This window comes from Pantoea sp. USHLN256, from assembly GCF_037149875.1.
Taxonomy (GTDB): Bacteria; Pseudomonadota; Gammaproteobacteria; order Enterobacterales; family Enterobacteriaceae; genus Pantoea; species Pantoea nemavictus.
On sequence record NZ_JBBCQO010000001.1, the window covers coordinates 133,789 to 155,830 of the forward strand.

The window sequence follows — 22,042 nt, forward strand, 5'->3', positions numbered from 1 at the left end:
GAGTCCCGGCTTTTTCTTGCCCTCGCTATTCCACTCTCTTTGCTCTTTTCTTTACGCTTTTCCGTCTAACACACTTCGCTTTTTGCTCACTTAACTTCATCATGACCCGTCACTGTTAATCAGAGTGGAATAATCATGGACAGGTTCGATGAGCTACAGGTGTTTGTCGCGGTGATTCAGCAAGGTAGCCTGGCCGGTGCCGCACGTCTGCTCCAGCGCTCGCCGCCGGTGATCACCCGCACCCTTAACACGCTGGAAGCCCGTCTGGCCACCACGTTGATTGAACGCACTACGCGTCAGCTGGCGCCTACTGAAGCAGGCTGGCAGCTGTTTGAACAGGCGCAACGCCTGCTGAGCGACTATCAGCGCGCGCTGGATAGCGCTCACCATAGTGGCCTGCATGGGCTATTGCGCATCACTGCGCCGGTGCAGTTTGGTCGCCATCATGTTATGCCGCTGGTGAGCAGCTTCTTACAGCAGCATGCCGAGATGCAGATTGAAGTGGTGCTGAGTGATAGCTATCAAGACCTGATTGAAAACGGCCTGGATATCGCCTTGCGCATTGGCGAATTGCAGGACTCCTCCATGGTGGCGCGTCAGGTTGGTAGCGTACGCTCAACGCTGGTTGCCAGCCCCGATTATCTAACGCTAGCCGGCATCCCCACCCATCCCGCTGAACTCGCTCAGCATGCGTTAGTGGCGAGTTTGCTGCATACGCGCGAATGGCGTTTTGCGCAGGATCTGCGTGTCCGCATTAACCCGCGCCTGCGCGTCAACGACGTGGAGAGCCAGCGGGAAGCGCTGCGTAATGCTCACGGAATTGGACGCCTGTTGTCGTATCAGGTTATCGATGATATCCACCGTGGCACACTTCAGCGTTTACTCCCTGAATGGGAACCGGCCCCGCTTCCCGTACAGTTGGTGACGCAACGCGTAAAGAATATGACACCCAAGGTGAGGCAATTTTGGAATTTTGCGCTCGAAAAACTGCCTTTACTGCCATGCTTTGCTGAACAAAACCTCAAGGGTGACCGCAAATCCTGATCGCTGTCACTGGTAAAAATGACTGGCAGATTTATGCTGCTTCGATCACTACAACACTCAAGGAGAAGCCATGATGAAACTCTATTGCAAGCCCGGCGCCTGTTCACTGTCGCCGCATATTGTCGCGCTTGAATGTGGACTGGATTTCACTCAGGTGAACGTCGATCTGCAGAAGAAGGTTACCGAGCAGGGAGAGGATTACTGGCAAATTAACCCGAAAGGACAAGTTCCGGCGTTGCAGTTTGATGACGGCAGCATCCTGACCGAAGGTGTCGCAATTGTGCAATATCTGGCCGACCTCAAGCCGGATCGTAATCTGCTGGCGCCCACCGGCAGCCTGACGCGTTATCACACGCTGGAATGGCTTAGCTTCGTGAGCAGTGAATTGCATAAAAGCTTTAGCCCGCTGTTCCGTGCGGATACACCAGAAGAGTACAAAGCCATCGTGCGCGCGCAGCTGGAGAAGAAGTATCAGGCGGTGAATGAGGCATTGCAGGATAAGCAGTGGCTGCTGGGATTACGCTTTACCGTCGCCGACGTTTACCTGTTTGTGGTGACCCGCTGGGCTAAAGCCATCAAGCTGGATTTGGCTGGACTGGATGCACTGGAAGCCTGGTTCAGTCGCGTCGCAGAGCGCCCGGCAGTGCAGGCAGCGTTGCAGGCGGAAGGTTTGGTTTAACCGAGTAAGGCCGGTGTAAAACCGGCCTGAAGAGGGTTACAGCTTTTCAGCCGCGAAGTGCTGCGTAGGTTTAGCAATCGCATCCTGCGCTGCTACCAGCTGTAATTCGTACTCGCCCATTTCGTGGGTCTTCAGCATCACTTCATATACCGCTGCGGTGATGTGCTCGAGCGCATCCTGCAGCGATTTACCGTGCAGCAGATCGACCAGCAGCAGGCCGCTGGTGAGATCGCCAACGCCCACCGGCTGACGGACGCCAAAGTCCACCAGCGGACGACTGATGTGCCAGCACTCTTCGGCGGTCACCAGCAGCATCTCGAAACGATCGCTGCGGCGCCCGGCACGTGCCAGATGCTTCACCAGCACTACTTTAGGCCCTTTGCCGATCAGTTCACGGGCCGCGACTACCGCCTGCTCGACGTTAGCAACTTCATGCCCGCTGAGCATTTCCAGCTCCAGCAGATTCGGCGCGATGATGTCACTGGCGGGAAGCGCCATTTTGCAGTGGAACTCCGCCACGCCCGGCGCCACGATGCAGCCTTTTTCCGGGTGGCCCATCACCGGATCGCAGAAGAACCACGCATTCGGGTTGGCTTCTTTAACCAGACGCACGATCTCCAGAATCTGTTCGCCCTGCTCCGCTGAACCTAAATAGCCGCTCAGCACCGCATCACAGGTCTTCAGGCGGTCAACCGCCGCAATACCTTTAACAATGTCAGTTAAATGCGTGGCGGGCATCACGGTGCCGGTCCAGTGACCGTACTGTGTATGATTTGAAAATTGCACGGTATTCAGCGGCCAAACGTTTGCGCCCATGCGGCGCATCGGGAATTCGGCGGCGCTGTTACCCGCGTGTCCGTAAACAACGTGAGATTGAATTGCGAGAATATTTTTCATTTTGCCCTGTACTGCCTTGCCATAAAAAAGGGCCGGATGCCGGCCCTGAACGCTTACTGCCAGTTTATCAGGCAGTAATGTTTTTTACCGCGACGCAACAACGTGAAGCGTCCAAACAGTTTATCGCTTTCGCTAAAACGGTACTCGGCGTCTGACTGCTTTTCACCATTCAGTGCTACCGCGTTAGAGCCGATCATGGTGCGTGCCTGGCCGCGCGATGGCACCAGTTCAGCAGCGACCAGCGCCTGCTGCAGATCGTCTGCTGCCGTCAGCGTAATGGTTGGCATACCATCCTGCGCCAGCTGCTCGAAGTCAGCTTCGGTCATGGCACTCAGGCTGCCGGAGAACAGACTTTCGGTGATGCGTTTTGCTGCTGTCAAGCCGCTCTCGCCGTGCACCAGACGCGTCACCTGCTCAGCTAGCACGTACTGCGCGCGTGGCGCTTTGCCGCTGTTTTTGTCCTCTTCTTCCAGCGCATTGATCTCTTCAATGCTCATGAAGGTAAAGAATTTCAGGAAGCGATACACGTCCGCATCCGCCGTATTGATCCAAAACTGGTAGAACTTATACGGACTGGTTTTCTTCGCATCGAGCCATACCGCGCCACCTTCGGTTTTGCCGAATTTGGTGCCGTCTGATTTGGTAATCAACGGTACGGTTAATCCCCACGCCTGCTGCTGATGCAGACGACGCGTCAGATCGATACCTGAGGTGATGTTGCCCCACTGATCGGAACCGCCAATCTGCAGCACCACATCGTGACGCTTATTCAGTTCGGCAAAGTCATAACCCTGCAGCAGGTTGTAGGAGAACTCAGTGTATGAGATGCCCTGATCTTCACGGTTCAGACGCTGTTTCACCGCTTCGCGGTTGATCATCTGATTTACCGAGAAGTGCTTACCGATGTCGCGCAGGAAAGTCAGCACATTCATGCCGCCAAACCAGTCATAGTTATTGGCAGCAATGGCGCTGTTATCGCCACAGTCAAAGCTGAGGAATGGCGCGACCTGGTTGCGGATCTTGTCGACCCATTCGCCCACGGTTTCAGCGGTGTTAAGTTTACGTTCTGCTGCTTTAAAGCTGGGATCGCCAATCAGACCAGTGGCACCACCCACCAGCGCGACCGGCTTGTGTCCGGCATCCTGAAAACGTTTCAGGCAGAGCAGCGGCACCAGATGGCCCAAATGCAAGCTATCAGCGGTAGGATCGAAGCCGCAATAGAGTGCAATTGGCCCTTGCGCCAGTCGCTCTGCTAACGCTTCTTCATCCGTTACCTGGGCGACTAAGCCCCTTTCTTGCAATTGTTGTATCAGGTTACTGCTGGTCATCACTGACTCCAAATTGATCAGACTGCACCTAGGCTGGTACACAGCTTTCCGCTGACGTGCGGAGACGAAAAAAAAGAGGGCTATAGCATAAAGCGCTGGCGCCAACTGCGCCAGCGTTGAAAGGGGATAAAACGCAGTTTTACGGGGCTAAACGGTCAATCGTCCAGCCATTGTCCGCGCGCTGGTAGAGGAAGCGATCATGCAGGCGATGTTCACCACCCTGCCAGAACTCCACGCTGTGGAATTTAACACGGTAACCGCCCCAGAAACTGGGCAGCGGCACCTCACCCTGCTGGAACTTCTGCTTTAGCTCGAGGAACTTACCTTCCAGCACACCGCGTGCAGAAATACGACTCGACTGCTTTGAAACCCAGGCTCCAATCTGGCTGTCGCGCGGGCGGCTGCTAAAGTACTTCAGCACTTCGAGCGGGGATAGCTTCTCAACTTCACCCAGCACCATCACCTGACGCTCGAGAAAATGCCACGGGAAGTGCAGTGAAATGCGCGGATTCTCGGCCAGTTGCAGGGCTTTACGGCTGCCAAGATTGGTGTAAAACACCATGCCTTGCTCGTCGTAATGCTTGAGCAAGACGATGCGCTGATACGGCTGTCCGCTACTATCAACGGTGGCTACCGTCATTGCCGTGGGATCGGGCAACTGTGCGGTGCAGGCCTGCTGCAACCACTGTTCAAACAGCGCCAGAGGATTATCTGGCAGATCTTTACGCCGTAGCCCGCCGCGGGTGTATTCACGACGCAAATGGGCAATGTTTTGCAAGCTGTCACTGTCGCTCATGCTGTTTCTTGTTCCCTAACGTTTACTTGACGGAGATATCCGCGCTCTGCAGTTCACAATCATTAATCACGATTTTGTTATTACGTTCAACAAAAGCGCCATTGCCTTTTGACCAGAAGACGTAATTACCATCGCTATAGCGCGCGCCAGATGCCGAAACGGTTTGCGTCAGCGTCAGCGGTTTGCCATCCAGAATAAAACTCACCTGCTGCTTCGCATTATCCTGCGTAACCGTTAACGGTAAGGTGCCGCACTGATAATGCAGCTGCTGCGGTGTTTGTTCCTGTTTATGCAGCATGCCGCAACCGCTTAATAGCGCGACGCTACTCAACAGAATGACGATTTTCTTCATGTTTACCTCTTAACGAAGGGGGCGGGGATTGGCGGGATAAATGGCGCCCAGGACACTCATTTCTCGCGCACCGGTTACTGCAGGCAAGTTGCCCGCTAAACCGTTCAAGGTGCGAAATGCCAGCCAGGCAAAGGCCAGTGCTTCCATATCATCACCACTGATGCCGGCTGCGTCGGTGGTGCCGACTTCGGTACCCGGCAGATGGGTCGCCAGGCGCGCCATCAGTAGCGGATTGCGGCTGCCCCCGCCGCACACTAGCAGTCGATCGCAACCGTCGTTGAGCTGTACCTGCTGCGCTATCGTCAAGGCCGTCAGCTCGCTGAGCGTGGCCTGAACGTCTTGCGGTGCCAGCGCAGGGAAACGCTGCAGCTGTTGTTCTACCCAACTGAGATTGAAGTATTCACGCCCGGTACTTTTCGGTGGCGGCAGCGCAAACCAGGGATCGTTGAGCATCAACTCCAGCAGCGCCGGCACCACGTTGCCACTGCGTGCCCAGGCGGCATCTTTATCGTAAGGCAACGCTTTATTACGCCAAATCCAGGCATCAATCAGCATATTGCCGGGGCCGGTGTCAAAGCCGCGCACGGGCTGGCCCGGTATCAGCAGTGACAAATTGGCGATGCCACCGATGTTGAGCACCATGCGACGTTCGACGCTGTCCATTAGCAACGCCTGATGGAAGGCGGGGACCAGCGGCGCACCCTGACCGCCCAGCGCCATATCGCGGCGGCGAAAATCACCGATAACGGTGACGCCCGTTGCGGCGGCAATCTGATTGTTATCACCAATTTGTAGCGTATTGGGCGCATCACTTTGTGGCTCGTGCCACACCGTTTGCCCGTGACAGCCAATCGCCATGATATCGCTGGCCTCCAGCGATTGCTGGTGCATTAAGGTTAATACCGCTTCAGCAAACAGCTTGCCCAGCCGCGTATCCAGCTGACCGAGCTGCGATAAAGTTAGCGTTTGTCCCTGACAGATCGCCAGCACCTGCTGACGTAGTTCCTGCGGGATCGGGTGGCAATAGCTGGCCTGCTGCGCCACCATCTGTCCATCAATCGCCGCCAGCACTACATCTACACCGTCAAGGCTGGTGCCGGACATCACGCCTATATAGCGCCCTGATTTCATCGCGATTCACTCCCTTAATATCATCTGGCTTAAGCCTGGCAAATTACCGGGGCTAATTCTATGATAAAATTCCGCTTTTCAGCGCTGCTGCGCAGTGCATTCCAGCTGAGAAATATTTTCGTCACGTAATTGAATTTTTGTTGAGGCGGAATGGTCTATGCTTCGCCCCAGCCGCGTTTTATACGGACTTTGAGTCAATTGCCAGTTTTCTGTCTTATACTGTTTGCAGTACAGGATGAGATATATGGCGTTTTTATGCATTAAGGAGCGTTCTGATGATTAAGCGTTTTGTAGCCGTGGCGTTGACCGGCTTAACTCTGGCAGGTTGTGCCAACGACAGCACCCTTTCCGGTGACGTTTATAGCGCCAACGAAGCTAAACAAGTACAAAGTGTTTCTTACGGTACGCTGGTATCGGTTCGTCCGGTTAAAATCCAGGGCGGTGATGAAAACAACGTGATTGGCGCGATTGGTGGTGCAGTACTGGGTGGTTTCCTCGGTAACACCATTGGCGGCGGCAGCGGACGTAGCCTGGCCACTGCTGGCGGTGCCGTGCTCGGTGGCGTAGCCGGTCAGGGCGTGCAGGGTGCGGTTAATAAGTCTGATGGTGTAGAGCTGGAAATCCGTAAGGATGATGGCAACACGATTATGGTGGTGCAGAAACAAGCTGCCACACGTTACTCGGTTGGCCAGCGCGTCGTCATGGCGTCAAACGGCAGCCAGGTGACCGTTTCACCGCGATAAGCATGCTGATAAAAAAAACCGACGCCGGGCGTCGGTTTTTTTATTTCTCGCGGTTGTGAAACTCCAGAATGTTTTTTTCCAGTCGCGCAATCAGCGTCACCATCTGATTGATCTCTTCCAGGCTGATGCCGGATAGAATGTCATCGCGCGTAGCATCAATCACATTTTCAACCTGCTCAATAATCGGCTCAGCCTGCTTGGTCAGCTTAATGCGCTTAGCACGACGATCGTTAGCGCAGGTAGCGCGGGTGATTAAGCCCTTCTCTTCCAGCTGATCCAGCGTGCGCACCAATGAAGGCTGCTCAATGCCAATCGCCTTTGCCAGCTGAATCTGTGACTGCTCTGGCGGGAGTTGATGAATGTTGTGTAGCGTCACCCAGTGTGTTTGTGTCAGCTCAAGCGGTTTCAAACGTTGATCAATTAAAGCGCGCCAAATGCGCACCAGGCGAGACAGATCGGTTCCCAAGGGCGTATCCATTGCATCTCCTTATAATTAGCTTGCTAGCTATTAAGCCAGATTTTACACTATTCTGCGAGTTTACCTGGCAAATTACAAATATCAGGCCAGCGCATTCGCTTGCTGTCTAGACTCTATTTAGATGAATCCCGGTCAAAAAGGATGATGACACGTGTCCCTAACCGCTTTTTCCCCCAGCGCACCGCTTACCGATCTGGTATTCGGCGCCTCGCTGTTTTTTCCACCGTTGTTTAAAGCGGTGCTGCTCGGTTTCTTCTTTTGGCTACTCATCCACCCGCTGCTGCGCGGCTGGATCTACTCCGGCGATGTCTGGCATCCCACGTTAATGGATCTTTCCCTGTTTGTACTTTGCGTCGCTGGCGCATTGTGGTTACTGAGCCTCGGATAAATCACTATGAAATTCAACCCTTTTAAGTATTTTTCAACCGTAGTGATCTTTGCTCTGGCCCTACTCGCGGGATGGTGGATGTGGAATTACTATATGCAATCGCCCTGGACGCGTGACGGCAAAGTACGCGCCGAACTGGTCGATATTACGCCGGAAGTGTCAGGACGCATCATTGCGCTGAACGTCAGCGACAATCAGTTTGTGCATAAAGGTGACACCTTGCTCGAGCTTGATCCGGTGCCCTGGCAAATTGCTGTCGCCAACGCTGAAGCGCAATTAGCCAAAGCGCAGGCCGATCTCGCCAAAGCCCAGCATGAAGCCAATCGCCGTGCCAGCCTGCCGCGTAATGTCATTTCTGCCGAAGATATGGATGCTGCACGTTTAACCGCTAATGCCGCCACGGCGACCGCAAAAGCGGCCCAGGCCAGCCTCGATCAGGCGCGCTGGAATCTTGATCAAACCAGCGTGACCGCCCCGACCGATGGATGGATCAGCAACCTGACGCTGCGCACCGGCAACTATGCTACCGCCGGCACGCCGCTGTTTGCACTGGTGGATAGCCACTCTTATTACGTGATGGGGTATTTCGAAGAGACCAAGCTGCGCCATATTCAGCCCGGCGCGGTCGCGCACATTGTGTTGTACAGCAACGGCGCCAGATTGCAGGGCAAAGTGGAGAGCATCGGGCGTGCCATTTACGACCAAAGCGTGACCAGCGATGGCGGACTGGTGCCAGATATCAAACCCAACGTTCCCTGGGTACGCCTGGCGCAGCGCGTGCCGGTGCGCATTCGCTTAGATGCACTGCCGGATGGCGTGCCGCTGGTAGCGGGCACCACCTGCACCATCTCTATCGTCCACTGAGGCCTCCATGAATTTTCAGTGGCTGGCATGGCAAAATTTGCCGTGGATAAAAGCAACCGGTGGCGAATGGCGCTATGCGCTGCGCAATGGCATCGCGATGTGTCTGGCATTAACCCTCGCTTATGCGCTGCAACTCGATGAACCTTATTGGGCGATGACGTCGGCGGCGGTGATCAGTTTTCCCACCGTGGGTGGCGCAATCAGTAAAAGTTTGGGCCGTATTGTGGGTAGTTTACTCGGTGCCAGCGCTGCGCTGCTAATTGCCGGACATACGCTGAATGAGCCCTGGCTGTTCGCCTTTTTTATGGCCGGTTGGCTGGCGTTCTGCACTGGAATCGCCAATCACTATCAAAACAACGTGGCTTACGCATTCTCGCTGGCGGGTTACACCGCCGCCATTATTGCGTTTAGCAGCGTGAACATCACCGACGTCACTAAGTTATGGGATATCGCCCAGGCGCGCGTCTGCGAGGTGATCTCCGGCATTCTGTGCGCCGGATTAATGATGATGATTCTTCCCAGCACCTCCGATGGCAATGCATTGATGAGCTCGCTTCGTCAGATGCACGCACGCTTGCTGGATCATGCGGTGCTACTACTACAGCAGGGCAGTACCGATAACGTGCGCACCGCACATGAGAACGTCATCAGCCAGATTCTCACCATGAACCTGCTGCGCATTCAGGCATTCTGGAGCCACTATCGCTTCCGCCGCCAGAACAACGTGTTGAACTATGTGCTGCATCAGCAGCTGCGCCTTACCAGCGTGCTCTCCAGCCTGCGCCGCATGCTGCTTAACTGGCCGGATGCACCGCCTGAACTCTACAACGCCATAACGCAACTGCTGCACGAGCTGGCACACCCACAATGTGACAAATATCGGCTAGCCCTGATTCTGCGCGGAATCACGCCTTCCGCGAGTGGTGATTTTCGCCAACGTGCGTTTGTTCAGCGCCTGCGCTATTTCTGCTGGGTGTACCTCAATGTTAATCGCTGGATTCGTCTGATTGAGCGCGCCGACGCAGACACGCGTTTTCAGCCGCCCTACGCGCCTTCACTGGCGCGTGAAAGCGACAGCGCCGAAGCGGGCTGGAGCGCGCTGCGCACCTTTAGCGTTATCATGTTGGGCTGCGCATTTTGGATCACCACGCAATGGGATTCCGGCGCCGCCGCCCTGACGCTAACCGCCATCGCCTGCGTACTTTACTCTTCCGCACCTTCACCTAGCGGCAGCGTATCGCTGCTGCTAAAAACCTTACTGTGGCTGTCGGTGTTTAGTTTTGTGCTGCAATTTGGCTTGATGGTGCAAATCAGCGCGCTCTGGCAGTTTTTACTGGTGCTGTTCCCGCTGCTTATCACCCTGCAGCTATTTAAATTGCAGCAGAAAAAGCGCGCGGGTATGTGGGGTCAATTCATTGTCTTTATGGGATCGTTTATTGCCGTCACCAATCCCCCGGACTGGGATTATCAAAGCTTTCTCAATGACAATATAGCGAAGGTATGTGGCGTGCTGCTGGCCTGGGTGGCGTTTCAGGTATTGCGCCCCAGTTCTGATGCCCGCCGCAGCCGTCGCCATATTCGTGCCTTGCGACATGCCTTTCTCGATCAGCTACGTCGCCATCCGCGCCTAAGTGAGAGCCATTTTGAATCGCAAATTTATCATCACATTAGCCAGCTGAGTAATAGCCGTGATGAAAAGGCGCGCGTTTGGCTGCTGCGCTGGGGCGTGGTGCTGCTCAACTGTTCGCATATTGTCTGGCAACTGCGCGAATGGCAGCCGACATCGCACACCCTGGCGCACATGCGCGACAGCAGCCTGCAAGATTTACAACGTATTATGAGCCTGCGTGGTGTCCATCACACCGCGCTACAGGCCACGTTAGATGAACTGGACAACATGATTGATCAACTGCAGCAGCAGCCGGAAAACGAAGCAAATACCTTAGCCGGCATTTTGTGGCGATTACGCTGTTCGCTGGGCCAGCTGGCGCAGGCTGTACCTGATTAATTACTGGCAATATTGCGTGGTTTGGCGCTCAAAATCTTCCTGCAGTTGTTGCAGTGATTTTTGCCCTTCAAACCGGGTTTTATCCTGATCGAACTTCGGTTCCAGCACCAACGCCTTCTCTTCTGAAGAGTAGATAAAACGACGATTTAACAGCGTGCCAGTAAAACTCTTGCCGCTGATACCACCGCATACCACTGTTATGCCGTGACGATAAATGGCGGTATTGATGAAATTGGTCTCGCTGGCACTGCGCAATACATTCTGACACCCTTTGGCTTCCAGACGTTGAAGTGTGCGATGCGTTAACCATTCACGACCACGGGCAATATCTTCACAGCTGGCCCGAAGTGGATTGGTGTCTACCGTCCACTGTAATTGCCGACCGGCCTCCAGACGCAGCTGTGTGTCATTTGGTTGATCACATCCCACCAACAATAAACATAACAGCATCATCCCACGCGTTTTCATTCCTGCCCCTGAGCGTTTTATTCCTGAATCAATATCATAGGACGGAAAAAACGCGGAGTGTAGCGGGAAAATGGGTCAACTTTTTACAAACGGAACAATCAGGGCGACAACATATCCATTGCCGCCCGTGAGGTTAGATGACGCCGCAGGCAAAACGTGCGCCACCGCCACCAAGCGGCTGTGGATGGTCGGCATGATTATCACCGCCCACGTGCACCATTAAGGCTTTACCTTTGATTTCGCTGAGGGATTTAATACGCGGAGCAACGACAGGATAATCCGCTTTGCCATCCTCCGTTACGAATAGCGCGGGTAAGTCGCCCAGATGACCATCGGCATAGGGCCCGAGGTGCTTGCCGGTGTTTTGCGGATCGAGATGACCACCAGCCGCACCGGCCGCCACCGTTTTGCCATCGGATTCGCCCGGCTCACAGCTGCCTTTAGCATGGACATGAAAGCCATGAATACCCGGTTTGAGGCCGGTTAACGCCGGAGTAAATTGCAGGCCATACGGTGTTTCGCTAATGGTGACTTTGCCAATCGCTGCGCCAATACCTTGCGCCGTGGTTTCATGCAGCGTGACGTCTTCTGAAGCAGCCTGCGCGCCAGCGGCGCAGGCCAGGGTCAGCATAACAATGAGGGTTTTCTTCATAACGTCTCCTTACGGTTAGATGCTCTGTAAGCCTGGACTGCTTTCAGCCAGGCTGCCGTAATTTGACGCAGCTTTACGCTTTAGGGCACATCATAACCGATCGCGGCTTTACGAATGCGGAACCACTGCTGACGATCAAGCGTCAGCTGCCACGCCGCAACCGCTTCGCTGACGCGTTCACTTTTGCCTGAGCCAATAATCGGTAACGGACGGCTTGGCAATTTCATCACCCACGCGTACACCACCTGCTCGATATTACTGGCGCCAATTTCCTGCTTAACCTGCTCCAGCTCATCGCGCAGCGGCTGATAATGGGGATCGTTAAACAGTCGACCGCCGCCGAGGCAAGACCATGCCATCGGTCGGATGCGATTCTGCTGACACTGATCGAGCGAACCGTCCAGCAGCGGCGTTTGTTCCAGCGGTGAAATCTCCAGCTGGTTGGTGACCAGACTGAACGGTAAACGCGATTGCAGCAGCGTGAACTGCGAGGCAGTGAAGTTGGACACGCCGAAATGGCGCACTTTGCCACTCTGATGCAGGGCGATAAAGGCTTCTGCAACTTCATCGGCATCCATCAGCGGATCCGGGCGGTGAATCAGTAATAAATCGAGATAATCCGTATTGAAATGGCGCAGCGAATTTTCCGCACTGTGCAAAATATGGCTGGCATCCGTATTGTAATGACCGATGTGATGTTCTGGCTTAGCGCGCGTCGCGATGCCGCATTTGGTGACAATTTGCAGCTTCTCGCGTAATCCCGGTGCAAGACGCAGCGCGGCCCCGAAGGCGGCTTCGCATTGGTAATCACCGTAAATGTCGGCGTGATCAACGGTGGTGATGCCCAGTGCAAGGTGGTGCTCAATAAACTGCACCAGCTGCTGTGACGTCATGCCCCACTCCATCAAGCGCCAGTATCCCGCAATCAGCGGTGAAAAGGACGGTCCCTGCGGTGCAATAGCTTGCGGTTTCAACATGGTTAAACTCCCTCAAATACGAATCCAGATGACGAAGGCGGGAGTATAACGGAAAGGAAAAATATCGGTTTCTTAAAACAGCTCTGGTTGTTGCGGATCATGATCTTCATCCACTTTCTGCTGACGCTGCAATCGTAACCAGCGTTGTCGGCATAGCCGCAGCACATCGCGTTTTTGTGCGTCGCTGAACTTCATCCAGTTAAAGCGCTCTTCCCGGCTGCGCAAACAGCCACGACAATAGCCACGCGCGTCACTTTGGCAAACGCCACGACACGGGCTGGGAACGGGGAAGAACTCTAATTGCTCAGCCACATCAACTCCGGGATTAACAACTTGCAGCACAGTGATAACAGCTTAATGACATAGTACAAAGAGTAAACGCTAATTGCGCATAATCAATACGCCAGCCGCAGCCGGTAACCGCTGTTTACCAAATAGCCAACCTACAAAAGGTCTAAAATAAGTCTGTTTAGCTGTGGTTAAGGTTTTCCTCATAATGTCTTCATACGATTGTCACATTACAACTTACCGTTGAGTTTTCATGAAATTCAGGAACATATTCCAGTGCAGCACCAGCGGATTTAATCTTATTGCTGCGCTGTTCTTCGCCTTAGTTTTGAACGCCCTGTTTCTGCTCCACGCCTGGGAGATGATCGTCTACGATCGCCCGCATGCGTATCTGTTCGCCGCCAGTATCCCGCTGGTGCTGACTGCGGCTTTCTATATGATCCTCTCCCTTGTTGCCTGGCCTTATATCCGCAAGCCGTTATTGATTGTGCTGGTGATCATCAGCGCTGCCGCCAACTACTTTATGCACAGTTTTGGTACGGTGATTGACACCAATATGATGCAAAACGTGTTTGAGTCCGATCGGCAGGAGGCTGGGGCGTTAATCAGCGTTCACTATTTAGTATGGATGTTGGTCATGGGCCTGGTTCCGGCAGCATTGCTGTGTATCGTGCGGATTAGTAAGGGACAACGTTGGTGGTGGAATCTGGTGCAGCGCCTGGTCGGTGCATTGGGCGCAATCTTGTTGATCCTGCTGATGGCGGTGCTGTTTTATAAAGATTACGCCTCCTTGATTCGCAACAATAAAGGCCTGATAAAAATGGTCACGCCCGCCAATATCCTCAGTGGCGGCGGTCACTATGTCGATCAGCGCTATCTACTGGGTAATCAGACGTTAATCAAAATAGGTCAGGATGCGCGTAAAGGCCCGCTCATTAGCGCCGCCCAAAAGAAAACGCTGGTGGTGCTGGTGGTGGGTGAAACCGCGCGCGCAGAGAATTTCTCCCTTGGCGGTTACACGCGCGAAACTAACCCGGAGCTGAAAAAACAGCAGGTCATCTATTATCCCAATGCCACCTCGTGCGGCACAGAAACCGCTATTTCAGTGCCCTGCATGTTCTCGAATATGCCGCGCGTACACTATGACGCCAATCTGGCGCATCATCAGGAAGGCGTGCTCGACATCCTTGCCCATGCTGGCGTGAGCGTACTGTGGCGCGAGAACGATGGTGGCTGCAAAGGTGCCTGTGACCGGGTGCCGCACAGCGATATGACACAGTGGAATTTGCCGCAATATTGCCACGATGGTTTCTGTCAGGATGATGTGCTGCTGCATCGTTTGGATAACTACGTTGCGAGTCTGCATAACGACGGCATTATCGTGCTGCATCAGATGGGCAGCCACGGTCCCGCTTACTATCAGCGCTATCCGGCTGAATTCCGCCGCTTTACGCCAACGTGTGATAGCAATCAGATCCAGGATTGTGATCATCAGGCGCTGGTAAATACTTATGATAATTCGCTGTTGTATACCGACGATATGCTGAGCCGTGCCATTGATAAGCTGAAAGGTCTGAGCGATCGCTTTAACGTGGCGCTGGTTTATCTCTCCGACCATGGCGAATCGCTTGGCGAGCGCGGTATGTATCTGCACGGGGCGCCCTATCTGTTTGCCCCCTCGCAACAAACGCATATTCCACTGCTGATGTGGATGTCGCCGGGTTACGCCGCAGCTAATCACATCAATGAAAACTGTTTACGCCAGCAAGCTGCCGATAATAAGGTCTCGCAAGACAATCTTTTCCATACCGTTTTGGGCATGTTCAATATCCAGACGCAAGCGTACCAGCCGCAGTTGGACATGATCAGATCGTGCCAAAACTCCGCTGAAGGGTTGCGTTAGACTGACTGGTCTAATAACCTGCGACCCATGACTAAGACGCTGCAACGCAATGATACTCGTGAACATCTGCTCGCCATTGGTGAGCAGGTTTGTTTGCAGCGTGGTTTTACCGGCATGGGCCTGAATGAGATGCTGACGCTGGCGGAAGTCACCAAAGGCTCTTTCTATCACTACTTCGGTTCGAAAGAGGCATTTGGCGTTGCGCTAATCGAGCGCTACTTTGCCAACTTCTTGCAGCAGATCGAGCAGCAGCTCAACCAGCCCGGGCTAACACCGAGAGAACGTCTGTTACAGCATTTTCGCCATGGCGAAACGCTGTTTATCGAGCAAGGTCATATTGTTGGCTGCCTTGGCGTCAAGCTGTCGGCTGAAGTGTGCGATCTCTCTGAGCCCATGCGCGAAGCTTTGCAGCACAGCGCCAATGCCATCATCGCAGCCTATACACGCTGCTTGAGCGAGGCCGCGGCTGAACAGCCGTTGCCGTTCAATCAAACGCCGCATCAGCTGGCGCAGCGCTGTTATTTGCTGTGGTTAGGCGCCAGTTTGCAGAGCAAGATTTCCCGAGAGCCTGGCCCAATCAGTCTGGCGCTTGAAACCATCGAACAGTGGCTTGTAAATCACTGATTTTTTTAAACCGCAGTCGCTAGACGACCGGTCTTCCTGGAGCAAATTACATGGCGAGCAAAAAGTTATTCTCTCCCCTTAAAGTGGGCGCGATTACCGTACCTAACCGCATTTTCATGGCCCCGTTGACTCGCCTGCGCAGCATTGAGCCGGGTGATATCCCTACTCCGCTGATGGCGGAGTATTATCAGCAGCGTGCCAGCGCCGGTTTGATCATCACCGAAGCCACCCAAATCTCTTTCCAGGCGAAAGGTTATGCCGGTGCGCCGGGTCTGCACACTCAGCAGCAAATTGCCGCCTGGAAAGTGATTAACGAAGGCATTCATGCCGCAAACGGTCATAGCGCCGTGCAGCTGTGGCATACCGGCCGTATTTCACATAACAGCGTACAGCCCGAAGGCAAAGCCCCGGTGGCGCCAACTGCGCTGGCCGCCGGCTCGCGTACGTCTCTGCGTGCGGCAGACGGTAGCGTCTATCGTGAAGACACCTCGCTGCCTCGCGAGCTGTCAGTGGCCGAAATCCAGCAGATTGTGAAAGATTTCGGTCAGGCGGCTTTCAATGCGCGTGAAGCGGACTTTGACCTGCTTGAGCTGCACTCCGCGCACGGTTATCTGATGCATCAGTTCCTCGCGCCAGGATCAAACCAGCGTAGCGATGAGTACGGCGGTTCGATTGAGAAGCGTGGCCGTTTCGCGCTCGAAGTGGTGGATGCGGCGATTGCCAACTGGTCTGCCGATCGTATTGGTATCCGCATTTCGCCAATCGGGGCCTTCCAGAATCTGGAAAATGGCCCGGAAGAAGAGAAAGCCGCGCTGTGGTATATCGCCGAATTGGGCAAACGTGGCCTGGCGTATCTGCACTTGTCGGAGCCTGACTGGGCGGGTGGACAGCCTTATAGCGATACCTTCCGTGAGAAAGTGCGCGCGCTGTTCCCTGGCGTGATCGTTGGCGCCGGCGCTTATACCGTCGAAAAGGCCGACGATCTGATTGCGCGCGGCCTGATTGATGCCGTGGCGTTTGGTCGCGACTTTATCGCTAACCCGGATCTGGTGGCACGTCTGCAACAAGATGCGCCACTTAATCCGCAGCGTCCGGAAAGCTTCTATGGTGGCGGCGCGGAAGGTTATACCGATTATCCAACCCTGTAAGACCGAGACTGCCGGGCAGAATGTCCGGCAGTGTTTTTTCATCAGGGTATATACTTAGTGGTCTTGTCATTCCCTGATGACGTTTTGAAAAAGAGGATGTTATGCGTTTACTTCACACCATGTTACGCGTTGGCGATTTGCAACGTTCCATCGATTTTTACACCCGTGTGCTGGGCATGCGCGTGCTGCGTCAGAGCGAAAACACCGAATACAAATACACCCTGGCTTTCGTGGGCTACACCGAAGAGAGTGAAGGCGCGGTGATTGAGCTGACCTACAACTGGGGCGTGGACAAATACGATCTTGGCAATGCTTACGGTCATATCGCGCTGGGCGTGGACAATGTAGCGGACACCTGCGAGCGCATCCGCAGCGCGGGCGGCAACGTCACGCGTGAAGCGGGCCCGGTGAAAGGGGGTTCCACTATTATTGCTTTTGTTGAAGATCCAGACGGCTACAAAATTGAACTGATCGAAAACAAACATGCCGGTCACGGCCTCGGCAACTAATGCCGATTGTCAGCCTGCTTATTTGCGGGCTGACTTCCCTCTCCTGCTGCACCCTCCTGCAATTTTTGCCATAATGCGCGCTGCCCTATTTATTGCCATGAGATCCTGATGTCTGAATCGAACGCTTTAAACGCTCTCCACCAACGCTTCCGTGGTTTTTATCCTGTCGTGATCGACGTCGAAACAGCCGGTTTTAACGCGCAAACCGATGCCTTGCTAGAGATTGCCGCCACAACGCTAAAAATGGACGAAGACGGCTGGTTACATCGTGATGAAACGCTGCATTTCCACGTAGAACCGTTTGAAGGTGCCATTCTTAATCCTGCGGCACTGGCGTTTACTGGGATCGATCCGACCAATCCGCTGCGCGGCGCGGTCAGCGAATATGAAGCCCTGCATGCAATTTTTAAAATGGTGCGCAAAGGCACTAAAGACAGCGGCTGCAATCGCGCGATTATCGTGGCGCACAATGCCACCTTCGATCTCAACTTCGTCATGGCGGCTGCTGAACGTGCCAGCCTGAAGCGCAATCCGTTCCACCCTTTTGCCACTTTTGATACCGCGGCATTAAGCGGCTTAGTGCTGGGACAAACGGTGTTGGCGAAGGCGTGTAAAGCGGCGGGGATGGATTTTGACAGTACGCAAGCGCATTCGGCGCTGTATGACACCGAACAGACGGCCACGCTGTTCTGTGAGCTGGTAAACCGCTGGAAGCGTCTCGGCGGCTGGCCGCTGGCCTTCAGTGAGGAATCTGCAGACGACGCGTCTGCTGAATAGTCAAAGAAAAGGCCGACAACGTTGTCGGCCTTCTGCATTATTCCGCTTCTTTATACTTCTCTGCGGTCTCTTTCAGCAGCGGCTGAAGTTCGCCGCGCTGGAACATCTCAACGATGATGTCGCAGCCGCCAACCAGTTCACCGTCAACCCACAACTGCGGGAAGGTCGGCCAGTTAGCGTACTTTGGCATTTCAGCGCGGATATCGGGGTTTTGCAGGATGTCCACGTACGCGAAACGCTCGCCACAGGCTGACAGCGCCTGCACCGCTTGCGCCGAGAAGCCGCAGCTTGGCAGCTTTGGAGAACCTTTCATGTACAGCAAGATCGGGTTTTCTGCGATCTGACGCTGAATTTTTTCAACAGTACTCATTATTGCCTTCCTTAATCCTTCACTTCGTGTTTGTTTATTGTAGCGATTTCGCTCCCGTACTGAAAACGGGATTTTGTGTTTGCGCGGGTTAATCGCCATGTTTGTTAAGTTCATGCATAACAAATAACATTTTCATATCATTAATTGGCATTAATAAATTAATAATTAGCAATAGTTTCGCTGCGTTAAGCAGCTGAAATAGCTCATTTTTGCTACAGAATCAATCTGGTAACATATTAATGGAAAAAGGCCTTACCTTTTGCAAAAAAAGTGGATTAGAATTGCCTCGGCGCTGGTCACTTGATCAGATTTCTCTCACTTTGCCGCAGTCTGTTTTCATTCAGCCTGCTTAACCTGTAACCGGATTATGCGTCTACTGATTACGCTTTTCATACTGGCTTTAGCCCAACTGTTCTTTAATGTGGCCGCTGCATCTCCGCATGCGCCCGTTAACGCCAGTACGTTAAAAGCAGAGAAAAAGAGCGCACGTGAAGACGAGCGCCGCAAACGACGTCCGGTGAAAACCACAACTAAAAAATCGCGCCTGACTGCCGTCCAAAAATTCAAACTCAAAAAACAGACACCGACAGAAACCGCGCTGCACAAAACCACCAGCAAAAAATCCTCGCTGAAACTCTCCGGTAAGAAATACGGTCATCAACGCCTGGCGAAAAAGTCATCTGCAATTGAAGTTGATGATGAAGCCTTAGCGCTTACCGGCATCAAAATGAGCAAAGCACATCGTCAGCGCTATCAAAAAGCGCGTGAGACGGCGATGACCAAATTAATGGGCCAGCTTGGCAAACCCTATCAGTGGGGCGGTACCTCACCTCATACCGGCTTCGATTGCAGCGGCCTGGTGTGGTACGCCTATAAAGACCTGGTAAAGTTCAAATTCCCACGCACCGCCAATGAAATGTATCACCTGCGCGATGCGGCACCGATAAAGCGCGAAATGCTGGAGAAAGGGGATCTGGTGTTCTTCCGCATCAACAATCGCGGCACCGCCGATCATGTCGGTGTTTATCTCGGCAATGGCAAATTCATTCAGTCACCGCGCACGGGTAAAGATATTCAGATTAGCGCATTAGGTGAGGATTACTGGCAGAAACACTATGTAGGCGCGCGTCGTATGATGACGCCAAAAACCATTCGCTAGCGGTTGCGCAACGCCAATAAAAAAGCCGGATGCTGTTAACAGCTCCGGCTTTTTTGTTAATGCATGATCGCGGTAAAGCTGAATGCGATAATCATTAACAGTGCGCCAACCGTCGTCATTAGCGCCAGCTTCAAATCAGTATTCATCACGCCTCCTTAGTCACACAATCTTTAGGGTTAAAGCGATTTTCGCACAGCAGTGGGCAAAAATCTCGTGTTATCCGCGCTAGCTTGCTAGAATCGCCGCCTTTCGTTGCGCAACAGATTTCGCGCCTGCTGTATTTACAGCATGATGAAGTGATTTCGCCTGCTAAACACCCCCATTTCGCCCGCTTTTTGGGCTGTAAAAGCATTAGCAGACGCAAACGTTTAACAATATACTTATCAGTAAGTTGCGATAATCCCAGGAGTACCATTTTCATGGCAACAATTAAAGATGTCGCGAAGCGCGCCGGTGTTTCAACCACCACGGTTTCGCATGTCATCAACAAAACGCGTTTCGTTGCGGAAGAGACGCGTAACGCCGTATGGGAAGCGATCAAAGAATTGCACTACTCGCCAAGTGCCGTGGCGCGTAGTCTGAAAGTGAATCACACCAAAACTCTGGGCCTATTGGCAACGTCGAGCGAAGCGCCCTACTTTGCCGAAATTATTGAAGCGGTAGAAAATCACTGCTTCGATCGCGGCTATACGCTGATTCTCGGCAACGCGCACAACGATTTGCAGAAACAGCGCGCTTATCTGTCAATGATGGCGCAAAAACGCGTCGATGGTTTGCTGGTGATGTGTTCTGAGTATCCGGACGATCTGCTGCAAATGCTGGAAGAGAACCGCAATATCCCGATGGTGGTGATGGATTGGGGCGCATCACGCGGTGATTTTACCGATACCGTGCAGGACAACGCGTTTCAGGGTGGCTATCTCGCGGGGCGTTATCTGATTGAACGCGGTCATCGCGACATTGGCGCGATTCCCGGCCAGATGGAGCGCAACACCGGCGGCGGACGTCACGCGGGTTTCCTGCAGGCGATGAACGAGGCGGGCATTGCGGTACGTTCAGAATGGGTGGTTCAGGGCGATTTTGAACCTGAATCAGGTTACCAGGCGATGCAGCAGATTTTAAACCAGAAACAGCGGCCAACCGCCGTATTCTGCGGGGGCGACATCATGGCCATGGGCGCGATTTGTGCCGCCGATGAGATGGGTTTACGTGTGCCACAGGATATCTCGGTAATTGGTTACGACAACGTGCGCAACGCGCGCTATTTCACTCCAGCCCTGACGACCGTGCACCAGCCGAAAGCCGAACTGGGTGAAAAAGCGCTGGAAATGCTATTGGATCGCATCACCAGCAAACGCGAAGATCCGCAAACCATCGAGGTGCAGCCAACGCTGATTGAGCGTCGCTCAGTGGCGGATGGCCCGTTCCGCGACTATCGCCGCTAAACCGAGACTTCGCTGAGCCATTCGTGGTTCAGCGTTTCAGCATCCCCGAGATATACCAGTAACCATTCCAGTGCCGGTGACGCACGTTGTTCAGCCCAGCTGACGCAACACGGACTATCCGGAAAGGCTTGCGGCAACGGCAATTCTACCAACCGGTGATTATTCAGCAGCGGCCGCGCCAGATGACCCGGCACCATTCCGATGCACAATCCCGCCTGCAGGCACTCCAGCCCGGTTTCCCAATCCGGCACCACCAGCCGCCGCTGATTATCCAGCGTCCATGTCATACGACGCGGCAGCGCACGCGAGGTGTCTTCCAGCACCAGGGATGGCCACACACGCAGCGTTTCATCATCCAGCAGTTCACTGTTGACCAAAGGATGATCGGGGCTCACCACGCAGCGCCAGTTAAGCGCGCCCATATCCTGAAAAGCAAAGCGCCCGCCGACCGGGATCGCCTGAGTGGCACCAATCGCCACATCAACACGTCCGTCAGCCAGGGCATCCCACACGCCATTGAACACCTCAAAGCTGATGATCAACTCCATATCTGGAAAATGACGATAGAAATCCTTTACCAGTTGTCGCGTGCGCTGCGGTTTTACAATGCAGTCAACGGCTATGCTTAACTCACCGCGCCAGCCATTGGCCAGCTGCTGGCACTGCCTGCGCGTTGCCAGCATTTTTTTGATAACAGACCGCCCCTCCCGCACAAAATGTTCGCCGGCCGGCGTCATTACCACCTCGCGATGTTGACGTTCGAACAGCGGCACCGCCAGCCAGGTTTCAAGCTGACGTACCGTATAGCTGACGGCAGAGGGCACGCGATGGAGCTCCTGCGCCGCTGCGCTAAAACTACCGGTGCGCGCCACGGCATCGACCACTTCAAGTGCATATTCTGACCACATAATTTTGCCTTCAAAAATTTTAACAGCACTGTGCAAATATTAGCGTTTCACAAAGCGCGCTGCATCCTTTTACACTCCCCGCCGTTCACCCTGCCCAAAAGAGAAT

26 protein-coding genes are annotated in these 22,042 nt (G+C 53.8%); 13 read left to right on the forward strand and 13 right to left on the reverse strand.

Going from position 1 to position 22,042, the window contains the following annotated elements; all coding sequences use genetic code 11:
* The first annotated feature begins 135 nt into the window (after nucleotides 1–135).
* Nucleotides 136–1,044, forward strand: a complete 909-nt coding sequence (locus WFL93_RS00605; RefSeq protein ID WP_049851804.1) for a LysR family transcriptional regulator — start codon at nucleotides 136–138, stop codon at nucleotides 1,042–1,044.
* 73 nt (nucleotides 1,045–1,117) lie between these two features.
* Nucleotides 1,118–1,723: a glutathione transferase GstA gene (gene gstA, locus WFL93_RS00610; RefSeq protein ID WP_180823743.1), complete on the forward strand. Its 606-nt coding sequence runs from the start codon at nucleotides 1,118–1,120 to the stop codon at nucleotides 1,721–1,723.
* 36 nt (nucleotides 1,724–1,759) lie between these two features.
* Here gstA and pdxY read toward each other — a convergent pair whose 3' ends face one another.
* From pdxY to anmK, 5 genes are all read right to left on the reverse strand, one after another.
* The gene (gene pdxY, locus WFL93_RS00615; protein WP_007892795.1) at nucleotides 1,760–2,620 is read right to left on the reverse strand and encodes a pyridoxal kinase PdxY; all 861 of its coding nucleotides are present in this window, start codon (nucleotides 2,618–2,620) and stop codon (nucleotides 1,760–1,762) included.
* Between the two features lie 53 nt (nucleotides 2,621–2,673).
* Nucleotides 2,674–3,948: a tyrosine--tRNA ligase gene (tyrS, locus tag WFL93_RS00620; protein ID WP_007892793.1), complete on the reverse strand. Its 1,275-nt coding sequence runs from the start codon at nucleotides 3,946–3,948 to the stop codon at nucleotides 2,674–2,676.
* A gap of 139 nt (nucleotides 3,949–4,087) precedes the next feature.
* Nucleotides 4,088–4,744 (reverse strand): pyridoxamine 5'-phosphate oxidase, encoded by a 657-nt coding sequence (gene pdxH, locus WFL93_RS00625; RefSeq protein WP_336777062.1) that lies wholly within the window; start codon nucleotides 4,742–4,744, stop codon nucleotides 4,088–4,090.
* Nucleotides 4,745–4,766: 22 nt separating this feature from the next.
* Nucleotides 4,767–5,096: an MliC family protein gene (locus tag WFL93_RS00630; protein ID WP_180823510.1), complete on the reverse strand. Its 330-nt coding sequence runs from the start codon at nucleotides 5,094–5,096 to the stop codon at nucleotides 4,767–4,769.
* Between the two features lie 9 nt (nucleotides 5,097–5,105).
* On the reverse strand, nucleotides 5,106–6,227 hold the full coding sequence (gene anmK / locus WFL93_RS00635) for an anhydro-N-acetylmuramic acid kinase (protein WP_007892787.1): 1,122 nt from the start codon (nucleotides 6,225–6,227) through the stop codon (nucleotides 5,106–5,108).
* A gap of 275 nt (nucleotides 6,228–6,502) precedes the next feature.
* Between anmK and slyB the strand changes: the two genes are divergently transcribed.
* A complete protein-coding gene (gene slyB / locus WFL93_RS00640) occupies nucleotides 6,503–6,970 on the forward strand; it encodes an outer membrane lipoprotein SlyB (protein WP_007892784.1) in 468 nt (155 codons plus the stop codon).
* A 40-nt stretch (nucleotides 6,971–7,010) separates the two neighbouring features.
* On the opposite strand, the gene slyA is transcribed toward slyB, so the two are convergent.
* Complete coding sequence (gene slyA / locus WFL93_RS00645; RefSeq protein ID WP_007892783.1) at nucleotides 7,011–7,448, reverse strand: transcriptional regulator SlyA; 438 nt, start codon at nucleotides 7,446–7,448, stop codon at nucleotides 7,011–7,013.
* A gap of 151 nt (nucleotides 7,449–7,599) precedes the next feature.
* Between slyA and WFL93_RS00650 the strand changes: the two genes are divergently transcribed.
* From WFL93_RS00650 to WFL93_RS00660, 3 genes are read left to right on the forward strand one after another with little or no spacing between them, the layout of a single operon-like run.
* Nucleotides 7,600–7,836, forward strand: a complete 237-nt coding sequence (locus WFL93_RS00650) for a DUF1656 domain-containing protein (protein ID WP_007892782.1) — start codon at nucleotides 7,600–7,602, stop codon at nucleotides 7,834–7,836.
* Between the two features lie 6 nt (nucleotides 7,837–7,842).
* Nucleotides 7,843–8,700, forward strand: coding sequence for an HlyD family secretion protein (locus tag WFL93_RS00655; RefSeq protein ID WP_336777063.1), 858 nt, complete (start codon nucleotides 7,843–7,845; stop codon nucleotides 8,698–8,700).
* 7 nt (nucleotides 8,701–8,707) lie between these two features.
* Nucleotides 8,708–10,708, forward strand: coding sequence for an FUSC family protein (locus WFL93_RS00660; RefSeq protein WP_336777064.1), 2,001 nt, complete (start codon nucleotides 8,708–8,710; stop codon nucleotides 10,706–10,708).
* On the opposite strand, the gene WFL93_RS00665 is transcribed toward WFL93_RS00660, so the two are convergent.
* The 4 genes from WFL93_RS00665 to WFL93_RS00680 all read right to left on the reverse strand — a co-directional run bounded on the left by WFL93_RS00665 (nucleotide 10,709) and on the right by WFL93_RS00680 (nucleotide 13,117).
* On the reverse strand, nucleotides 10,709–11,176 hold the full coding sequence (locus WFL93_RS00665) for a hypothetical protein (RefSeq protein WP_049851809.1): 468 nt from the start codon (nucleotides 11,174–11,176) through the stop codon (nucleotides 10,709–10,711). It lies immediately after the preceding gene.
* Between the two features lie 133 nt (nucleotides 11,177–11,309).
* A complete protein-coding gene (gene sodC / locus WFL93_RS00670; protein WP_049851810.1) occupies nucleotides 11,310–11,828 on the reverse strand; it encodes a superoxide dismutase family protein in 519 nt (172 codons plus the stop codon).
* An 80-nt stretch (nucleotides 11,829–11,908) separates the two neighbouring features.
* Nucleotides 11,909–12,805: an aldo/keto reductase gene (locus WFL93_RS00675; protein WP_336777065.1), complete on the reverse strand. Its 897-nt coding sequence runs from the start codon at nucleotides 12,803–12,805 to the stop codon at nucleotides 11,909–11,911.
* Between the two features lie 72 nt (nucleotides 12,806–12,877).
* Nucleotides 12,878–13,117, reverse strand: coding sequence for a DUF1289 domain-containing protein (locus tag WFL93_RS00680; protein WP_036621998.1), 240 nt, complete (start codon nucleotides 13,115–13,117; stop codon nucleotides 12,878–12,880).
* Nucleotides 13,118–13,346: 229 nt separating this feature from the next.
* Here WFL93_RS00680 and eptA point away from each other — a divergent pair, with 229 nt between their 5' ends.
* The 5 genes from eptA to rnt all read left to right on the forward strand — a co-directional run bounded on the left by eptA (nucleotide 13,347) and on the right by rnt (nucleotide 18,054).
* On the forward strand, nucleotides 13,347–14,996 hold the full coding sequence (gene eptA / locus WFL93_RS00685; protein WP_336777066.1) for a phosphoethanolamine transferase EptA: 1,650 nt from the start codon (nucleotides 13,347–13,349) through the stop codon (nucleotides 14,994–14,996).
* Between the two features lie 27 nt (nucleotides 14,997–15,023).
* Nucleotides 15,024–15,620, forward strand: coding sequence for a TetR/AcrR family transcriptional regulator (locus tag WFL93_RS00690; protein WP_336777067.1), 597 nt, complete (start codon nucleotides 15,024–15,026; stop codon nucleotides 15,618–15,620).
* 50 nt (nucleotides 15,621–15,670) lie between these two features.
* On the forward strand, nucleotides 15,671–16,768 hold the full coding sequence (locus WFL93_RS00695) for an alkene reductase (protein ID WP_336777068.1): 1,098 nt from the start codon (nucleotides 15,671–15,673) through the stop codon (nucleotides 16,766–16,768).
* A gap of 101 nt (nucleotides 16,769–16,869) precedes the next feature.
* Entirely contained in the window at nucleotides 16,870–17,277 is a 408-nt protein-coding gene (gene gloA / locus WFL93_RS00700) for a lactoylglutathione lyase (protein ID WP_007892766.1), read from the forward strand.
* 108 nt (nucleotides 17,278–17,385) lie between these two features.
* A complete protein-coding gene (gene rnt, locus WFL93_RS00705) occupies nucleotides 17,386–18,054 on the forward strand; it encodes a ribonuclease T (RefSeq protein WP_049851815.1) in 669 nt (222 codons plus the stop codon).
* A 37-nt stretch (nucleotides 18,055–18,091) separates the two neighbouring features.
* Here rnt and WFL93_RS00710 read toward each other — a convergent pair whose 3' ends face one another.
* Nucleotides 18,092–18,427, reverse strand: coding sequence for a Grx4 family monothiol glutaredoxin (locus tag WFL93_RS00710; RefSeq protein WP_175501675.1), 336 nt, complete (start codon nucleotides 18,425–18,427; stop codon nucleotides 18,092–18,094).
* A 364-nt stretch (nucleotides 18,428–18,791) separates the two neighbouring features.
* On the opposite strand from WFL93_RS00710, the gene WFL93_RS00715 reads away from it, so the two are divergent.
* Nucleotides 18,792–19,583 (forward strand): C40 family peptidase, encoded by a 792-nt coding sequence (locus WFL93_RS00715; RefSeq protein WP_336777069.1) that lies wholly within the window; start codon nucleotides 18,792–18,794, stop codon nucleotides 19,581–19,583.
* Between the two features lie 56 nt (nucleotides 19,584–19,639).
* Here WFL93_RS00715 and cydH read toward each other — a convergent pair whose 3' ends face one another.
* The gene (gene cydH / locus WFL93_RS00720; protein ID WP_007892756.1) at nucleotides 19,640–19,729 is read right to left on the reverse strand and encodes a cytochrome bd-I oxidase subunit CydH; all 90 of its coding nucleotides are present in this window, start codon (nucleotides 19,727–19,729) and stop codon (nucleotides 19,640–19,642) included.
* A 273-nt stretch (nucleotides 19,730–20,002) separates the two neighbouring features.
* On the opposite strand from cydH, the gene purR reads away from it, so the two are divergent.
* On the forward strand, nucleotides 20,003–21,028 hold the full coding sequence (gene purR / locus WFL93_RS00725) for an HTH-type transcriptional repressor PurR (protein ID WP_180823502.1): 1,026 nt from the start codon (nucleotides 20,003–20,005) through the stop codon (nucleotides 21,026–21,028).
* On the opposite strand, the gene punR is transcribed toward purR, so the two are convergent.
* Nucleotides 21,025–21,936, reverse strand: coding sequence for a DNA-binding transcriptional activator PunR (gene punR, locus WFL93_RS00730; RefSeq protein ID WP_336777070.1), 912 nt, complete (start codon nucleotides 21,934–21,936; stop codon nucleotides 21,025–21,027). The genes purR and punR overlap by 4 nt on opposite strands.
* Between the last annotated feature and the right edge of the window lie 106 nt (nucleotides 21,937–22,042).

What these genes read in the sequence shown, in the direction of transcription:
- punR (WP_336777070.1), bottom strand. Translation starts at nt 21,936, where the DNA reads ATGTGGTCAGAATATGCACTTGAAGTGGTCGATGCCGTGGCGCGCACC.
- purR (WP_180823502.1), top strand. Translation starts at nt 20,003, where the DNA reads ATGGCAACAATTAAAGATGTCGCGAAGCGCGCCGGTGTTTCAACCACC.
- WFL93_RS00690 (WP_336777067.1), top strand. Translation starts at nt 15,024, where the DNA reads ATGACTAAGACGCTGCAACGCAATGATACTCGTGAACATCTGCTCGCC.
- slyB (WP_007892784.1), top strand. Translation starts at nt 6,503, where the DNA reads ATGATTAAGCGTTTTGTAGCCGTGGCGTTGACCGGCTTAACTCTGGCA.
- WFL93_RS00675 (WP_336777065.1), bottom strand. Translation starts at nt 12,805, where the DNA reads ATGTTGAAACCGCAAGCTATTGCACCGCAGGGACCGTCCTTTTCACCG.
- pdxY (WP_007892795.1), bottom strand. Translation starts at nt 2,620, where the DNA reads ATGAAAAATATTCTCGCAATTCAATCTCACGTTGTTTACGGACACGCG.
- WFL93_RS00655 (WP_336777063.1), top strand. Translation starts at nt 7,843, where the DNA reads ATGAAATTCAACCCTTTTAAGTATTTTTCAACCGTAGTGATCTTTGCT.
- rnt (WP_049851815.1), top strand. Translation starts at nt 17,386, where the DNA reads ATGTCTGAATCGAACGCTTTAAACGCTCTCCACCAACGCTTCCGTGGT.
- WFL93_RS00605 (WP_049851804.1), top strand. Translation starts at nt 136, where the DNA reads ATGGACAGGTTCGATGAGCTACAGGTGTTTGTCGCGGTGATTCAGCAA.
- gstA (WP_180823743.1), top strand. Translation starts at nt 1,118, where the DNA reads ATGAAACTCTATTGCAAGCCCGGCGCCTGTTCACTGTCGCCGCATATT.
- WFL93_RS00665 (WP_049851809.1), bottom strand. Translation starts at nt 11,176, where the DNA reads ATGAAAACGCGTGGGATGATGCTGTTATGTTTATTGTTGGTGGGATGT.
- sodC (WP_049851810.1), bottom strand. Translation starts at nt 11,828, where the DNA reads ATGAAGAAAACCCTCATTGTTATGCTGACCCTGGCCTGCGCCGCTGGC.
- pdxH (WP_336777062.1), bottom strand. Translation starts at nt 4,744, where the DNA reads ATGAGCGACAGTGACAGCTTGCAAAACATTGCCCATTTGCGTCGTGAA.
- WFL93_RS00695 (WP_336777068.1), top strand. Translation starts at nt 15,671, where the DNA reads ATGGCGAGCAAAAAGTTATTCTCTCCCCTTAAAGTGGGCGCGATTACC.
- slyA (WP_007892783.1), bottom strand. Translation starts at nt 7,448, where the DNA reads ATGGATACGCCCTTGGGAACCGATCTGTCTCGCCTGGTGCGCATTTGG.
- tyrS (WP_007892793.1), bottom strand. Translation starts at nt 3,948, where the DNA reads ATGACCAGCAGTAACCTGATACAACAATTGCAAGAAAGGGGCTTAGTC.
- WFL93_RS00715 (WP_336777069.1), top strand. Translation starts at nt 18,792, where the DNA reads ATGCGTCTACTGATTACGCTTTTCATACTGGCTTTAGCCCAACTGTTC.
- cydH (WP_007892756.1), bottom strand. Translation starts at nt 19,729, where the DNA reads ATGAATACTGATTTGAAGCTGGCGCTAATGACGACGGTTGGCGCACTG.
- anmK (WP_007892787.1), bottom strand. Translation starts at nt 6,227, where the DNA reads ATGAAATCAGGGCGCTATATAGGCGTGATGTCCGGCACCAGCCTTGAC.
- WFL93_RS00660 (WP_336777064.1), top strand. Translation starts at nt 8,708, where the DNA reads ATGAATTTTCAGTGGCTGGCATGGCAAAATTTGCCGTGGATAAAAGCA.
- WFL93_RS00630 (WP_180823510.1), bottom strand. Translation starts at nt 5,096, where the DNA reads ATGAAGAAAATCGTCATTCTGTTGAGTAGCGTCGCGCTATTAAGCGGT.
- gloA (WP_007892766.1), top strand. Translation starts at nt 16,870, where the DNA reads ATGCGTTTACTTCACACCATGTTACGCGTTGGCGATTTGCAACGTTCC.
- eptA (WP_336777066.1), top strand. Translation starts at nt 13,347, where the DNA reads ATGAAATTCAGGAACATATTCCAGTGCAGCACCAGCGGATTTAATCTT.